The 16237-nt window shown below is 38.0% G+C and carries 12 protein-coding genes and 1 riboswitch; of the genes, 6 read left to right on the top strand and 6 right to left on the bottom strand.

Features of this window, described 5'->3' with window-relative positions; all coding sequences use genetic code 11:
- Window positions 1–80 precede the first annotated feature (80 nt).
- Both NYE67_RS09140 and NYE67_RS09135 read left to right on the top strand, forming a co-directional pair.
- Entirely contained in the window at window positions 81–503 is a 423-nt protein-coding gene (locus tag NYE67_RS09140; RefSeq protein WP_340729817.1) for a hypothetical protein, read from the top strand.
- 107 nt (window positions 504–610) lie between these two features.
- On the top strand, window positions 611–751 hold the full coding sequence (locus tag NYE67_RS09135; protein WP_191699020.1) for a hypothetical protein: 141 nt from the start codon (window positions 611–613) through the stop codon (window positions 749–751).
- A gap of 208 nt (window positions 752–959) precedes the next feature.
- Here the strand turns inward: NYE67_RS09135 and parC are convergent, their stop codons facing one another.
- Together parC and parE are read right to left on the bottom strand one after the other, a co-directional pair.
- Window positions 960–3389: a DNA topoisomerase IV subunit A gene (gene parC, locus NYE67_RS09130; protein ID WP_340729816.1), complete on the bottom strand. Its 2430-nt coding sequence runs from the start codon at window positions 3387–3389 to the stop codon at window positions 960–962.
- On the bottom strand, window positions 3386–5362 hold the full coding sequence (gene parE, locus NYE67_RS09125; RefSeq protein WP_340729815.1) for a DNA topoisomerase IV subunit B: 1977 nt from the start codon (window positions 5360–5362) through the stop codon (window positions 3386–3388). The genes parC and parE overlap by 4 nt, the downstream gene beginning before the upstream one ends.
- A gap of 309 nt (window positions 5363–5671) precedes the next feature.
- Between parE and plsY the strand changes: the two genes are divergently transcribed.
- The 4 genes from plsY (at window position 5672) to NYE67_RS09105 (ending at window position 8303) form a co-directional block, all read left to right on the top strand.
- Window positions 5672–6274, top strand: a complete 603-nt coding sequence (gene plsY, locus NYE67_RS09120; protein WP_340729814.1) for a glycerol-3-phosphate 1-O-acyltransferase PlsY — start codon at window positions 5672–5674, stop codon at window positions 6272–6274.
- Window positions 6275–6381: 107 nt separating this feature from the next.
- Entirely contained in the window at window positions 6382–6672 is a 291-nt protein-coding gene (locus NYE67_RS09115) for a HesB/YadR/YfhF family protein (protein ID WP_191699024.1), read from the top strand.
- 111 nt (window positions 6673–6783) lie between these two features.
- Window positions 6784–7410, top strand: coding sequence for a YczE/YyaS/YitT family protein (locus NYE67_RS09110; RefSeq protein ID WP_340730898.1), 627 nt, complete (start codon window positions 6784–6786; stop codon window positions 7408–7410).
- Between the two features lie 122 nt (window positions 7411–7532).
- On the top strand, window positions 7533–8303 hold the full coding sequence (locus NYE67_RS09105) for an ABC transporter ATP-binding protein (protein WP_340729813.1): 771 nt from the start codon (window positions 7533–7535) through the stop codon (window positions 8301–8303).
- 417 nt (window positions 8304–8720) lie between these two features.
- Here NYE67_RS09105 and metA read toward each other — a convergent pair whose 3' ends face one another.
- The 4 genes from metA to NYE67_RS09085 all read right to left on the bottom strand — a co-directional run bounded on the left by metA (window position 8721) and on the right by NYE67_RS09085 (window position 15969).
- Window positions 8721–9662, bottom strand: coding sequence for a homoserine O-acetyltransferase MetA (metA, locus tag NYE67_RS09100; protein ID WP_340729812.1), 942 nt, complete (start codon window positions 9660–9662; stop codon window positions 8721–8723).
- Between the two features lie 193 nt (window positions 9663–9855).
- Window positions 9856–9964, bottom strand: a riboswitch (SAM riboswitch).
- 456 nt (window positions 9965–10420) lie between these two features.
- On the bottom strand, window positions 10421–11002 hold the full coding sequence (locus tag NYE67_RS09095; protein WP_340729811.1) for a hypothetical protein: 582 nt from the start codon (window positions 11000–11002) through the stop codon (window positions 10421–10423).
- 449 nt (window positions 11003–11451) lie between these two features.
- A complete protein-coding gene (locus NYE67_RS09090) occupies window positions 11452–12207 on the bottom strand; it encodes a nucleoside-diphosphate sugar epimerase (protein WP_340729810.1) in 756 nt (251 codons plus the stop codon).
- 15 nt (window positions 12208–12222) lie between these two features.
- On the bottom strand, window positions 12223–15969 hold the full coding sequence (locus NYE67_RS09085) for an AAA domain-containing protein (protein ID WP_340729809.1): 3747 nt from the start codon (window positions 15967–15969) through the stop codon (window positions 12223–12225).
- Window positions 15970–16237 lie beyond the last annotated feature (268 nt).

Below are 16237 nucleotides of genomic sequence, written 5' to 3'. Positions count from 1 at the left end.
CCTAACTTTGTTAGGGGCTGATTTTTTATATACATTTCTATTGTGAGCTCTCCCCTATTTTATAATGAGGAGTGAAGACGATGACGATTGGACAACATATCCGGGTACTGTTTTGTGTCGTTATTATGGGCTGTATAGTAGGGTTTGTGCTTAATGGCGAAGAAACAGCTACTTCATCCCCTTATATTGATTTTGTAAAAGCACAGCAATGGCCTTTTAACGAAGAATTGTTGATTGCTGATGTATTTGATGGGCATTATGAAATAACGTATTGGGAGTACTTTACTGCACGCACAGGGCAGCACGTTGTACAGTTGACAGGAACGAATGAAGAACAACAAGATATTTATCAGTTTGTTGTGGAAGAAGATTATTCGGACTTTACAATTGGTGCTGTAAAGCAAAATAATATTTTGTTAACACCTGAAAAGAAATGGACTTATATAAAAACATTCGTAACTAAAAAAGCGTCAAATACCGGAGAAATTCTTGCCGGTTTTTGACGCTTTTTCTATTATTTTATCAATTAAATACCAGAAAATTCTTTGGTCCATGTTACAATAGAAAAGCAGCATCCAGCTGACTCCTTTTGTAAAGGAGGTGTACTACTGTGTCTTATCCATCACGCAAAGAAAAGGCTAAGGCTGCTTCGGAAAAGAAGCGTAATGAAAAACTCGCCATTTTTCGTTACGTGACAGACTTATTTCGTCTTGTCGATACTATTTATCGTTTTTTCCGAATGATGCTGTAAAAAGTATTTTCACCACTTAGACTAGCCACCTAAGTGGTGTTTTTTATTTATGGAAATGAAAAAAGCGATTGGGGGCCACCCAATCGCCTTGTACTACTGTAGATCCATCACGCATGAATCTTACTAACTTCATTGTATGAAAGTCTGGCTTACATGTCAATGAATTACTTTTATCATATGTTAAAGATTCCTGAATTATACGCTACTGTTATGCCATTTTATTGACAAAAGCTCGGGAAATAGCCCCGTCTCCATCCGTATCTATACGAAGCGAACCATTTGAATAACGGTCAGCTCTCGTTAAGTTTGTTACTTGGATTGTTTCCACTATACCTTTTTCTGTTTCAATTGTAAAAGTATCTTTAAAGCCTACAACTAAAATAGTATAAATACGGTGTGGGTTTGCTTTTAGCTCTTTAAGAATCACAACTCCGCGCTTTGCACGGTTGCCAAGCTCGAGCTCATTTAAGAGCATTCGTTTCACGGCACCGCGTTGCGTCACGATAATTAACTCCTGGTCTTGCTTCGGATTTAAAACAGCGACAGCAGCTAAATATTCGCCATCTTTTACAACAATCCCTTTTACACCCGCAGTTTTTACACCTGTTACAGGCAAGTCTTCCATTGGGAAACGAATAGTATAGCTAGTATTTGTTGATAATAGAACTTCTTCCTCCTCAGTAACAAGACGCGCAAAGATCATTTCGTCGTCACCTTTAAGGTTCATCGTTTTAATCGGTCTTGAATAACGTGTTACAACATAATCCGTAAGGGCTGAACGTTTAATTTGCCCGTCTTTCGTAGCTGTAAACACATAAACATTCGGCTGTTCGAATGTTTCTATTCCAATTACCTCGATAATTTCCTCATTGGAGTCAATTGGTACAATACTTGAAATATGCTGACCTAAGTCTTTCCAACGAATATCAGGCAACTCATGAACCGGTTGGTATATATAGTGCCCTTTGCTAGTAAACAGCAATAAATGATGCTGTGTATTTAAATTCGCTTCGTATATTAAGTAATCGGAATCCTTCATCGCGAAGTCCTTCCCATTAGAAGCACTATGCGAACGAAGGCTTGTCCGTTTAACATAACCATCTTTAGTAACGGTTACGACAACTTCCTCACTTGGCACCAATACATCGCGAGTCACTTTAATCTCTTCGATTTCTGCTTCGATCGTTGATAGGCGCGGTGATGGGAAGCGCTTTTTAATATCGTTTAACTCCGTCTTAATGACCCGAATTAATTTTTTCTCATCACCCAAAATTGCTGATAATTTGACGATGAGCGCACTTAATTCTTCTTGCTCGCTTTGTAATTGTGTAATATCCGTATTTGTTAAACGGTATAGTTGAAGACTTACAATGGCTTCTGCCTGTTCTTCTGAAAAGCCAAATTTATCGATAATATTATTTTTTGCATCACGCTTATCTTTTGACGCACGGATTGTTTCTATCACTTCGTCTAAAATCGATAATGCTTTCATAAGCCCTTCGACAATATGTAATCGATCTTCTGCACGCGTTAGATCATATTGTGATCGGCGACGTACAATTTCCTTTTGGTGATCGATATAGGCATCCAGCATAAGGGGCAACGTCATCATCATCGGACGGCGATTATGAATAGCAATCATATTAAAATTATAAGACACTTGTAAATCCGTTGATTTTAATAAAAAGTTTAAAATACCTTGTGCCTGTACATCTTTTTTTAATTCCACGACGATGCGCATTCCATCACGGTCAGACTCATCACGAATTTCCGAAATACCATCTAAACGACGGTCATTTACACGCAATTCATCCATTTTACGAATCATGTTTGCTTTATTCACTTCGTATGGGATTTCCGAAATAATAATCTGCTCTTTATTCCCTTTTAACTGCTCGATTTCTGTACGGGAACGAACAATAATTTTCCCTTTCCCTGTTTCATAAGCCTTTTTGATACCATCGACACCTTGTATAATGCCACCTGTCGGGAAATCAGGTCCTTTAATAACTGTCATCAGCTCATCGACTGTACAGTTTTGATTGTCTAAACGCATTAAAACAGCATCAAGGGCTTCTTGTAAGTTATGTGGAGGGATGTCTGTCGCATAACCGGCAGATATCCCGGTAGCACCATTTACTAACAAATTCGGAAAGCGTGATGGTAAAACAGTTGGTTCCATATCCTGATCATCAAAGTTTGGAACGAATTCAACCGTATTCTTATTGATATCACGCAATAGCTCTGCAGCAATAGCCGATAGACGTGCTTCTGTATAACGCATCGCAGCCGGCGGATCTCCGTCGACCGAACCGTTGTTACCATGCATTTCAATTAACATATGACGGCTTTTCCAATCTTGACTCATTCGGACCATTGCATCATACACAGAAGTATCCCCGTGCGGATGGTAGTTACCGATTACATTCCCGACTGTTTTTGCCGATTTACGGAATGGTTTGTCAAAAGTATTACCTTCATGGAACATCGCATATAATATACGGCGTTGTACTGGTTTTAAACCATCGCGTGTGTCCGGCAATGCACGGTCTTGAATAATATATTTTGAATAGCGACCAAAACGGTCACCCATTACTTCTTCTAATGGTAAGTCCTGAAATTTTTCAACAAAACTCATTTGTCTTTTGCCTCCTCATGCTGGATGAATTCATTTTCTAAAATGCTTGCATCCTCTTCCATGCCGAAGTTGACGTTTGATTCAATCCATTTACGACGGGGTTCTACTTTATCACCCATTAATGTTGTAATACGACGTTCCGCACGTGCACCATCTTCAATTTTTACACGAATTAATGTACGCGTTTCCGGATTCATCGTTGTATCCCAAAGCTGGTCAGCATTCATCTCACCTAAACCTTTATAGCGTTGGATGACGTAGCCTTTGCCAATTTTCTTTGTAGCAGCACTAAGCTCCTGCTCTGTCCAGGCATAGACAAGTTCCTGCTTCTTCCCGGAACCTTTCGACACTTTATACAATGGTGGCAATGCTATGTAGACTTTACCAGCTTCGATTAATGGACGCATATAGCGATAGAAAAATGTGAGTAAAAGTACTTGGATATGTGCGCCATCTGTATCGGCATCCGTCATAATGACCACTTTATCGTAGCAGGCATCTTCCACATTGAAATCCGCGCCGACACCCGCACCAATAGTATGAATAATCGTAGCGATTTCTTCGTTTTTCATAATATCCTGCAGCTTAGCCTTTTCGGTATTGATTACTTTACCACGTAAAGGCAAAATCGCTTGGAATGTACGATCACGACCTTGTTTCGCAGAACCGCCGGCAGAATCACCCTCTACTAAATACAGTTCATTTCTCGCTGCATTTTTAGATTGTGCAGGCGTTAACTTACCTGACAGCAATGTACTCGACTTTTTCTTTTTCCCGTTTCTTGCGTCATCACGTGCTTTACGGGCAGCTTCACGAACTTGGTGTGCACGAATCGCCTTTCGAACTAAAGATGCCGAAAGCTCTGCATTTTCCTCCAATACATACAGTAACTTTTCAGAAACGACTGTATCGACGACATAACGCGCCTCGGATGTACCGAGTTTGCCTTTCGTCTGACCTTCAAACTGAAGCAAATTTTCTGGAATACGTACTGAAACAATCGCAGTTAAACCTTCGCGAATGTCAACGCCCTCTAAGTTTTTATCTTTTTCTTTTAATAGACCAATTTTTCTTGCATATTCATTAAACACCCGTGTTAAAGCAGACTTCGCACCTGTTTCATGTGTTCCGCCATCACGTGTACGTACATTGTTTACGAATGAAAGAATCGTTTCGGAATAGCCGTCATTAAATTGCAGGGCAAATTCCACTTCAATTTCCTGAAGTATTCCTTCCACATATTTAACAGGATGCAGGACATCTTTTTCTTCATTTAAGTAAGCAACAAATGCTTCAATCCCATTTTCATAGTAGAAAATTTCATGCTGTCCTTCAACACGCTCATCGATCAATTCTATTTTTAAACCTTTTAATAAAAAAGCTGATTCTCGCAAGCGTTCTGCCAGCGTATCGTAATTATACTTTGTAGCTGAGAAAATCGATGAATCAGGCAGGAAATGCACCAATGTACCTGTTTCCTTTGTATTTCCAATCATATCAAGCGATGTTGCCGGTTTACCGCCCTGTTCAAAACGCTGACGATAGATTTGTCCGTCACGGTAAATTGTTACTTCTAAAAATGTGGACAACGCATTTACAACTGATGAACCTACACCATGTAAACCACCACTCGTTTTATAACCGCCCTGTCCAAATTTACCACCTGCATGGAGTACTGTAAAAATAATTTCCGGAGTTGGTTTACCCATTTTATGCATACCTGTTGGCATACCACGACCATGGTCTCGTACGCTAATACTATTATCTTCATGAATCTTCACGATGATATGATTACCAAATCCAGCAAGCGCTTCATCCACTGCGTTATCTACAATTTCATACACTAAGTGGTGAAGACCTCGACTATCTGTAGAACCAATATACATCCCTGGTCTTTTACGTACGGCTTCTAAACCTTCTAATACTTGAATGGCATCTTCATTATAAGACATGCCTGATTGATTTTTAACCAAATGCAATCCCCTCCAAAAAATACAAACAAACGTTCTATTTACTACCTAATCGTACTTTCAAATATGCATGATGTCAATGTTTGAGCGTACTTTTTTAGGCTTTGCAAAGACTAATTGTATCATCAAAAACCAACGTTTAAAAGCCTATCATTTAATAGTTGATGTACAAATGTAACTATTTTCCTGTTTCCTTCATGATATTACGAAAAAATAATACCTCTTTCCTTCTATTAAAAAACATTGTAGAATATTCATAACATACTATTAGTACCAACTAATAATTCTGACATTTGAAAGGAGCACAACTTCTTGATCAACGCTTTAATAATTATTTGTGCTTATTTAATCGGTTCCATCCCATCTGCATTATGGATAGGGAAAATTTTTTATAAAACAGATATCCGAAAGCAAGGCAGCGGAAATTTAGGCACTACGAATACATTTAGAGTTCTAGGAAAGAAACCTGGAATTGCTGTACTGCTAATTGATATTTTGAAAGGAACAGCAGCCGTTTTATTGCCGCTGTTAGCTATTTTCAGTGATAGTACTGTTCATCCACTTATTCTTGGTATCGTTGCAGCAGCGGGTCATATGTTCCCGGTATTTGCGAGCTTCCGTGGCGGTAAAGCCGTAGCTACTAGTGCAGGTATCATTTTAGGTTATAATTTGCCATTATTCTTTGTTTTACTAACTGTATTTATCATTTCATTAAAAATGACAAAAATGGTGAGCTTAACGTCAATGATTGCATCAACAGTGGCGATCATCTATGTAACGATTAATTGGATTGTTACAGGTGAATATGCGCTCTTTATTTTAGTAGCCATTTTAGCTTCCTTTATCTTTTATCGTCACCGAGAGAATATTATACGCATTAAAAACGGAACTGAACCAAAAATTAAAGGTTTTTAACATCCAGGCTGAAGGGTTATCCTTTCAGCCTTTTTGTTTTATTTAAGCAGGCGCGGGTTTTGTAAGTTCATTTCATTTCCTGCATAATGACAATAGAGGTGAATTGTATGGAAATTAAATTAACAGAAAAAGCAGTCGAATGGTTTAAAGAAGAAATGGAAATAGAACATGGGGACTATATTCGTTTTTATGCACGCTATGGCGGCTCATCTCCCTTCCATGAAGGCTTTTCGTTAGGAATGACACGTGAGGAGCCGCATGAAATAGGGATTGAAACTGTTATAGAGAATGTACACTTCTTTATTGAGAAGTCAGATGAATGGTTTTTTAATCACCACAATCTAATTGTAGACGTCGACGAGTCAATGGACGAGTTACGCTATTCCTATGAAAAATAGCCTTAAAAAGTAATAATATTTTAAATATATTGTAAATCCGTTTTTCATCCTTGTAATCGCTATAATGTGTAAAGATGATATTGACTACAAGAAGAGGGATTACAATTGAACGTGAAACAAGGATTTTATTGGCGCTGCCTATTTTTTATCGCAGGTATTATTGTTTTGTCATTAGGGATTGCCTTAACGATTAAAGGACAAACAATTGGAGTAGGTTCATGGGACGTGCTTCATATAGGACTTTATAAAAATCTCGGTTTAACAATCGGGTCTTGGTCCATCATGATCGGGTTACTTATTTTAGCGATTGACTCGATGTTATCAAAAAGATTACCGAAAATAGGTACCTATTTAGATATGTTTTTAACAGGTTTTTTTATTGATATCTTTTTGTATGTGCTGCCTCATGCACACAATCTTTTGGAACAAACTTTATCGTTTATCCTGGGAATTGTATTACTAGGTATCGGTTGTGGGATGTATATGGTGGCTAACCTCGGTGTCGGACCACGCGATACATTAATGCTATTATTAGTCCGTCGTTTAGGCTGGAGCGTGAACCGTGCACGTACGACAATGGAAGTATCAGTTGCTGTTATTGGCTTCCTATTAGGCGGTCCTGTTGGCGTAGGAACAGTCATTATGGCATTCGGCTTAGGACCAGTTGTTCAGTGGGCTTTAAAATGGAATGAAAAGCTATTTTACCGCGCAGCAGGTGTTGAAAGCGCCGTAATTTAAATTGTAATGAAAGCGAACTTATTAGGTTTGCTTTCTTTTTTTATAAACAATTGTGACAATATTCAAAAAACACTTTCAGAATTTGAATAAATCAAGCATAGTAGTAATTGGAGGTGTTTTTTATGATAAAAATCGAAAATGTCCATCTTTACCGCAATGAAAAAGTAATTTTGAATAATTTAGACTGGCATGTACAAAAAGGACAGCATTGGGCCATTTTAGGCTTGAACGGTTCAGGAAAAACAACCTTGCTAAAAGTAATCAACGGCTATATTTGGCCGAACAATGGTAAAGTGCAAGTACTGGGTGAAACTTTCGGCAATACATATATCCCTACTCTCCGAACACGCATCGGCTGGGTAAGCACCGCAATGATCGACAGCTTCAACTGGCAGGATAATGCAATTGAAATTGTGCTTAGCGGAAAGTTTGGTGCGCTCCGTCTATTTAATGACGTGTCCGATGCGGAAATTGAGCAGGCACTATCCTTTATGAGACAGTTTCATTGCGATCATTTGGCGAATAAATCTTTTGAGCATTTATCGCAAGGTGAACGACAACGTGTACAAATTGCACGTGCTTTAATGGCAGAACCAGAAATATTAATATTGGATGAACCATGTGGCGGACTCGATCTTATAGAGCGGGAAAACTTACTGCAAAAGATTGAGCAAATAGCACAAGGCAATCACTCCCCTACACTTATTTATGTAACGCATCATGTAGAAGAAATTTTACCTTGTTTTAGCCATGTACTGTTAATGAAAGATGGAGAAAGCGTAGCTGCAGATACCCGCGAAGTCATATTGAATGAACAATTGCTAAGTGACTTTTTTGGCCGTGAAGTGAGTTTACAAATACAACAAGAGCGTGCATGGATTGCAGTGAAATAAAAATGAGCCAGCAAGATATTCCTTGCTGGCTTCAGGTTTTCGACAAAAGGTTACTAGAGCTCTTCTAGATGAGTTAACAGGAACAAGTCGTTCAAAACCCTATTTCTTGTTCATTAATTTGATTGCTAGTCATATTAGATCTTACCTTACTTAATTTAAAGGAATTAATAAGTTGATTGGAGTGGAGGGACCGTGACTCCACCGGGAACCGCACGTGCGGAAGATCCACTAACTTGGGCCTGCTGTCGTAGGCCCAAGTTAGTTAGCTGAAGCCGTGCCCGGGGAAAGCATCGGTCCCGGAACGGAAATCAACAATTTCTAGATTCAATTAATTTTAAAATAAAAAACTGTAGACAAACACTATTTAAGAGTTTGTCTCCAGTCTGGAGCCAGCAAGATATTCCTTGTTGGCTTTTCTTAAATATGATATTCGATATTTTCCTCAACAAAGTGCCATTCATAAGGTGTTTCTTGGTATACGTAATAGTTTAACCAGTTGTAGAACAATAGATGTGAATGGGCACGCCATACATTTTTTGGAGCATTTTGTGGGTCATTATTCGGGAAGTAATTAATCGGAAGTTCCGTATTTTCCGGATCCTTTTCAATATCACGGAAATATTCATCCGATAGTGTAGTCGCATCATACTCTAAATGGCCTGTAATCATGATGTGTTTATTGTTTTTTGATTGAACGATAAATACCCCCGCATCGTCCGAATAGCTGAGCAGACGCAAATCTGGGTGCGCACGGACTTCGTCAATCGAGACAGACGTATGACGCGAATGAGGCGCAACATATTCATCACTGAAGCCTCGTACTAAATCGACCGTTAAATCGGTAATCACATGTGAATAGACGCCAGAACATTTTTTAGGCAGTTCAAATTTCCCGATGCCGAAATGATGATACAGCGCAGCTTGTGCTCCCCAACATATATACATAATGGATGTAACATTTTGATCGGCCCAGTCCATTATATCGGTAATTTCTTTCCAGTAACCAACATCTTCAAATTGCATTTTCTCTACCGGTGCACCTGTGATGATTAGACCATCATATCGGCGGTGTTTAATTTCATCGAATGTTTGATAGAACGTATCTAAATGTGATTTGGAAACGTTTTTTGATTCGTATGTAGCAGTATTTAAAAATGTCACATCTACCTGTAGTGGTGTATTCCCGAGTAAACGCAATAATTGAAGCTCGGTTTTTTCCTTTTCCGGCATTAAATTGAACACTAAAATATTCAAAGGTCGAATTTGCTGAGTCTTCGCACGATCTTCCTCCATAACGAAAATTTTCTCTTTTCTCAGCAGCTCACCAGCCGGTAAATGTTTCGGAATATTAATTGGCATTGCACTGTCCCCCTCTAATCTTTCTAAATAATCTTGGTTTCATAATGTAAAGCTATTTCAAGCTTCTTTCGTTTCAAGTAAATCATAATAGCCGTGGGGGTTTGATTGTTGGAGCAAGTATCCTAATACTTGCTGAAAAAACACAAAAAACCCCTCATTCCAGCACAACAGAAATGAGAGGTTAATATACCCGTTCTTATCTGCCAAGGACATTGCCTTGCTGGAAGTAGCACCTTTCTAGTTGTACTAGAGGTTGCTGAAGCATCTACGGGCCAAGTTCCCTCCGCTTCTCTTGATAAGACTATTAAATTGACACTAGTGTAACACGGTAGCATGAGTTTTGCAATAATTCTAAAAATATATGAAGCAAATACTGTCATGACTACACTTATACATCCACAATTCAATTATATTTAATTAGGAGTAATTTTATTTATAATTTATTTAAATTCTTATGAAATCTATGTAATTTCCTTTATAAATCATACTTCTGGAAAAAAGAAGCGTATTGTATTTTGACGATAAAAAAACAACCCTCATTTGAAGGTTCTCAACTTTCAATAATGTAATATGCAGTTGTGTGGGTTCAATTAATAAATATAGTTATAAGCATCTCCACCAACAAAAGTGGGCTTATCTTCAAGGGGATAAGGAACAGCATACAAGCACAACACTTTACTCTTAAGATTTATATTGGGCAGGTCTCCTGACTTTGCTTGATCATACTAGTTCTACAACTTTCTTCAGCATTCTTTCTGTCAGTTTCCCCCATATATAAAATAAGGTGAATCAATCTTTAATTGTTCACTGATAAATCTCTTATAGTTCTCTTCAAGAACTTTTTCAAAACTGTTCACTATGCGACTAATGTCTTCAAGTTTGCCTGTTTCTTCGAATATCTTTTTCACTTTATAATCCAATCTTCTTGAATAGTTGGTTAGATACTCTTTGGCTACAGCCATCAACTGTTCTTCTAAATCCCATCCCTCGTTAAAGTCATTTATAAGTCCTTCATGAAGAACTCTTTCAAGTCCTACTATGAATTCTTTATAACTACCAACCTTGCCTATGCTTTCTAGAATTTCTTTTTCATCGTAGTTTCGTATAGGGTCTCCCCAATGCATAATTTCTAAGTCAAATTCTAAGTTACGTACAATATGCGACAATAACACTCTCATCTTTTCAACTAGTTTTTTATCCCAAGAGTACTTAATACCTATGATTTTAAAAGCCTGGTTATAAGAAACCTCCATCAATTGACATCTTGTAGCGCACCAGTTAGAACTAAAGCCCTCATACAACTCTCTTAATACCTTTTCTCTTAGTTCATAGTTATCCATTGTTATTATCTCCCCCAAAAATCCCTACTAGTATATCAAAAACTCTACTCAACTTTAACCCTCCTTATTATTGAGTCAGAAAAATCTACCAAACGATAATAGCATACCTCAAACATACAAAAAAACAATAAAAAGTGTGCTACTTCATTAAATAAACGTTGCTGTAATAAATTTAGATAATAATTAATGAGTCAATAAATCAATTCTCGATTGCTCTCAAGTGCATACAGATATCACAACTGCGCTATTTCATGAAAAGCTGATGCAAATAAAATTTTTATCCGCTTTAAAAGTTTCAAATGCGAATTTTAACAACAAAAAAACACTTCTCATTATCTAAATTCATAGGTAATAAGAAGTGTATTATTATAAAAAATAAATTGTAAAATACTCCGCATCTTATAAAGTGGCGCAAACCCTTGATATTACTAGGTTTTCAATTTATATATTTACTCAGACTTTAAATGCTCTTTCTCATAATTGAATAAAACCGTTTCAAGCTTTTCATCCCAAGCACCTGTTAATGTATTATATACACGCATAAATTGGCGGTTTTCCTTTTTATCCATTAGTGAGAAACATAGAACCGGAATATCATTAATTTGAATCGATTCGGTCGATATAACTTTTGTAATAAAAGTCGGGGCTTCCTGTTCGGCCAATGGTTGATCGCTTAACTGCTGCTGAATAAATTCAATTAGCATCGATTCTTCAATTGCTTCAATTTCCTCGTTTTCAATCGTCGGAAACGGTTCAGGAAACTCTTCTAAATCAGCGAACTCCTCAAGGTCCCCTTCCAGAAGCTGCTCATGAATCGGACTGTATTGCACAAAATGACTCGTTTGCTCAAGCTCTTCTTCAAAAATACCCGATTCAAGCTGCGCCATTCCTTTTGCCGTAAGTGTGAACACTTCATTTTCTTTTTCAATCATGCCCATTCGTAACATTTTATTCGTTAAATCATGGATAAATAACGGTTCAACTAATAAAATTTCCGCTAAAAGCTCGACATTTTTCAGCTCCGCCTTCTGGAATGAAATGAGCATCATCTTCATTAAAATATCCATCGCATTCCGCATAACAGGATGATAATGCACTTCCAACGTGTGAATTGGAATGGCGTATTGCATCTGCTTTTGAATTTCGATGTTCGGATTTTCGTTAAGTTCTTTTTGTAATTGTCCGGTTATGCTGTTTAAATCCACTGTATACACCTTTCCTTACATTGCAAAATAGCCGCTTTGCTCTTTTACTGTATTTAATACATGGGAATACATATCGCGTGTTTTCGCATGTTTTGGACGTTTTGTAAACATATCGGTGCTGCCGATCATAATAAGCAGTTCACGTGCGCGGGATAATGCAACATTTAGACGGCGATAATCTTTGGCAAACCCAATTTCTCCGCGCTCATGATCATGGTTACGCACCATACTGACGATAATAACGTCCATCTCCATGCCCTGGAACTTATCGACCGAGCCTGTACGGATGTGCAGATGCGGTAAGCTAAGTTCCTGTTCGATAAGACGGTTTATGCGTCTTACTTGCTCCGCGTAAAACGAAATGACTCCAACAGATTTTAGAGCATCTTGCGGGATTAACCCTTCCGCTTTTGCTTTTGCAGTCGCTTCATTCATTTCCATTAATTGTTGTTTAATCTGATCAAGCTCTGCTACATTGAATAAGCTTGAACCTTCTTTTACACGCTGTTCAAAATACGGCTTTTCATTCGGAATATCCAGCCACATTAAATGGTTGTCGCGCGTAATTTTAGAAGTTTGCAGGAAGTGATCGCGTACAGCATCCGAATCTTCCAAACCACATTGCAGACTTTCCTGTTCATTTTCATAAAACGGCGTGATAGTTGACATAATATTTTTATGCATACGATATTGCAGCGCAAGCATCGTTTTATTTTGGTTAGGTAAGTTATTGTAAAGGCGTTCGAATAACGATTCTTCCAGTAGTTTTTCTAGTTCTCGTTTTTCCTCAAACGTCGTACTTTCTTTTACTACTTGCTCCAACGTTTCTTCAAATGTTGCATCTCCTACAAGTGGTGGCAATTGGTGGTGATCTCCTACTAAAATGATTTTTGCACCTTTTAACATCGGTAATAGTAGTTCGGGTGGTGTCGCCTTTGATACTTCGTCAATTATGACAACATCAAATGTTGGATAGTTGTCCATAAACTCTTTATTTGCCGACGCTACACATGTTGTACCAATGACATTTGCATGCTTCACATATAATTTTCTGATTTCATCTAAATCGTGCGCATTCGCATTTTCCAGTAACCCGTACCACTCGTTTTGAAGCTCGGCTGTCACGGGTAGTAAATCGATTTTCACTTGTAATGTTGCAATTTGCGCTGTGAAATGCTCAATTTTTTCGTTTACTGCTACAATAGCTTGTTCTGGATTTAGCTTCGTTAATTGTTCAAGCTCTGTACGGCGTTTTTCGAGTTGCACGCCTTCACTGTTGATTTCTTTAAAGCGTGCCGTCATGTCTTCAACAGTCGTAGTGCCAAGTGCAATCTGTTCATCCAGTACCGCAAGTTCTTCTGCTTTTTTACTGTGCTGAAGCTCTAATCTTTCTCGATTTTGGCGCTGTGTTTCAAACTTCATTTGCTCCAGCTCGTTTGTAGCCAGCAATTCTTCCAGTTCATCCGTTGTATGTCTGACGACGATTGAAGGGTCCACATTTCCTTTTATTGAATCGATTTGAGTTTGGATCGCAGCAGCTTCACCCTGCAATTTTTGAAGAACCTGTGCCTTCTCGTCATTTTGCTCCTTGAACTGAAGTGTGATTTCTTCTTTTAGCTTTTCAAAAATAAGCACAGTTTCACGAATCGAATCCATATACTTATTGTTCATCTGATCAATATATTGCATGCGCAAATGGATGCCCTGAATTGAGCGTGTCCCGTTTTGTGCATTAACTTTTCGGTCACGGAATGCCATGCTTAGTTTCGTTAAAAATTCCTGTACCTCTTCAAGTGAATAATGATGATTCATTTCCAGGGGATCTGGTGTCACATGAATGCCAAGTGCTGTTTCACTGTAAATCAGCGCTTTTTCAAGTCGTTCCTTTACATCCTTTATAGGCTTGTATTGCTCCATTTGGGGCTGGATACGCTCTAGAGCCGTAAGTAATCGATCCATTGCATAGTTGCGGCGAATATTATATTCAGTCATGAATGCTTCAATTTCATACACTTTTTTCAAAGAAGCAATTTTGTCGACGATCTTTCCATATTCCGAAGTTTCATTCGCACGTTGGATTTTTAATTGAATGGCTTCATACTGCTGCTCATAACGATGAAGAACTGACTTGTATTTACTTTGTGCAATTTGCTTTTCATAGTCAATTTTCGCTTCACTCAGCTTTTCCTGCTGTTCTGTAAGCTGTTCAACAGTCATTCCATCTGCTAATTGCTGTTCGAAGTTTGCGACTGTTTCAGCTGTTGTACTTTGCACGGTTTGTAGTTTTTCGAGTTTACGTTCATTTTCTTCAAGTTCTTTCTTGCATAACGTCAACTCTTTTTTTAAAGCACTGATTTTTTCCGCCAATACATGCAGCTCTGCTTTCGCCGCTTCTTTTTGCTCGATTTGCTTTTCAAGTTCTAGCTTTTGTTCATTTAGTGCCTGAATTTCCTTTTGTGCGTGGTCAATTTCCTCGTTTAAAAGCTGTTCTTTTTTTGTATGCAATGAAATTTCATGGCCGATCGCATTAAACGTTTGCTCCTGCCAATACGCCGCTACATTTTCTTCAATAAACTTTTTGCCTTCTTCTTCAATACTTTCTGTACGGCCATAACGCAAAATTCGGATATCCTTATTCGACAATAGCCGACTTAATGCATTGTCCACAGCTAAGTTTGATTGGGATGCAACGAGCGTTTTTAAACCGGCTTTGGCGTTTTGGTAGCAAATTTCTGAAATTACCGTCGTTTTACCGGTACCGGGTGGACCTTGAATAACGTATAAATCTTCTGCACTCATTGCCCCTTCAACTGCTTGCTGCTGGTACGTATTTAACTGATTATGAAAATCGATTGATAACGGCTGTTTCCGCTCTGCAATCGTTGGTTTGTCTTCAAATAAAATTGTTTCCAAATTGGCATTGGCCGCTAATCCTTCTTTTAACCGCTCAAATCCTTTTAATAACCGCTTTAGCTGTGATTTTGTCGCAGCATTGGAAAATTCAACGTCCTCTGATTGAAAATGTAGTTCATTTCTGCGAGCCAAGTTACTGTAATAAGGCTTTAATGCAATTTCAACTGTATTTTCATTTCGACGAATTTTTGCGACGTCTCCAATTTCCTGGACATAACCACGTAGTCGGGCACTTAAGCCTTCCAGCTGTTTCCATTGTTTATTATCCAGATTGGAAATGCGCAATGTCATATGGGTAAAATCCGCATCATATGTAACGGCTGAAAAACGGGCATGTATATCTTCAATATCTGCATTTTTATTTAAAACTTTCAAATAGCCTTCCCAGCTACTAATTCTTTTATTAACGTAGTCAAAGCGTTCTTGTGCTATTGGCAGTTCGGCAATTGCCTGTAAAAATGGCGCTTGGTATGTATGCCCACTAATTCGTGAAGCGACAAAATGAATTTTCATTGTTGCGCGGCGATTTGTTACGACCGGTGTACCTTTACCACGTGAACGGAAGCTTTTTGCAACGAGGCCATTTTTCGGATCGAAAACACAATCCATAATGACAACACGATCATCAAATTTACTTTTCAGCTTTAAATTTTTCTCATTATCGAAATAAATCGTAATATGTGTTTGTTCATCTTCCACAGAAACTTTTTCAATAGCGACGTAAAAATATTGTTGTAAATTAAAAAAGGCGTGTTCATCAGGAACATGCTCCTTCATTGCTTCACGCGCAGTATTTGTAAGTAAAATATGGCAGCGGGTTTGCACATTCGTGATTGTTTTTGATGCCATGAACACACCTCCCTTATCTTTTAATCATAACCTTTATTATATCAATATTTTACGGACACGTGCAAAAATATTATATAGCTGTATTTCGCCTTTAAAGCATTTTTTTAGTAAAAGCTTATTGTATAAAGGATGTCATGTGACCATTTGCTTAACTATTCTCACCAGTTATATTTTTATTTTAAATTTCATATTTATTAAAGGTTTAACCATATACTTAACGAATTTTATGAAGGAAGAAAGTTAACTAAGCCAAGAGGGGGTGAATCAC

It is taken from the genome of Solibacillus sp. FSL W8-0474, from assembly GCF_038004065.1.
In the GTDB taxonomy this organism is placed as follows: Bacteria; Bacillota; Bacilli; order Bacillales_A; family Planococcaceae; genus Solibacillus; species Solibacillus faecavium.
Note: the sequence above shows the minus strand (reverse complement) of the source record. Positions and strands in the feature narration are given on the sequence as shown.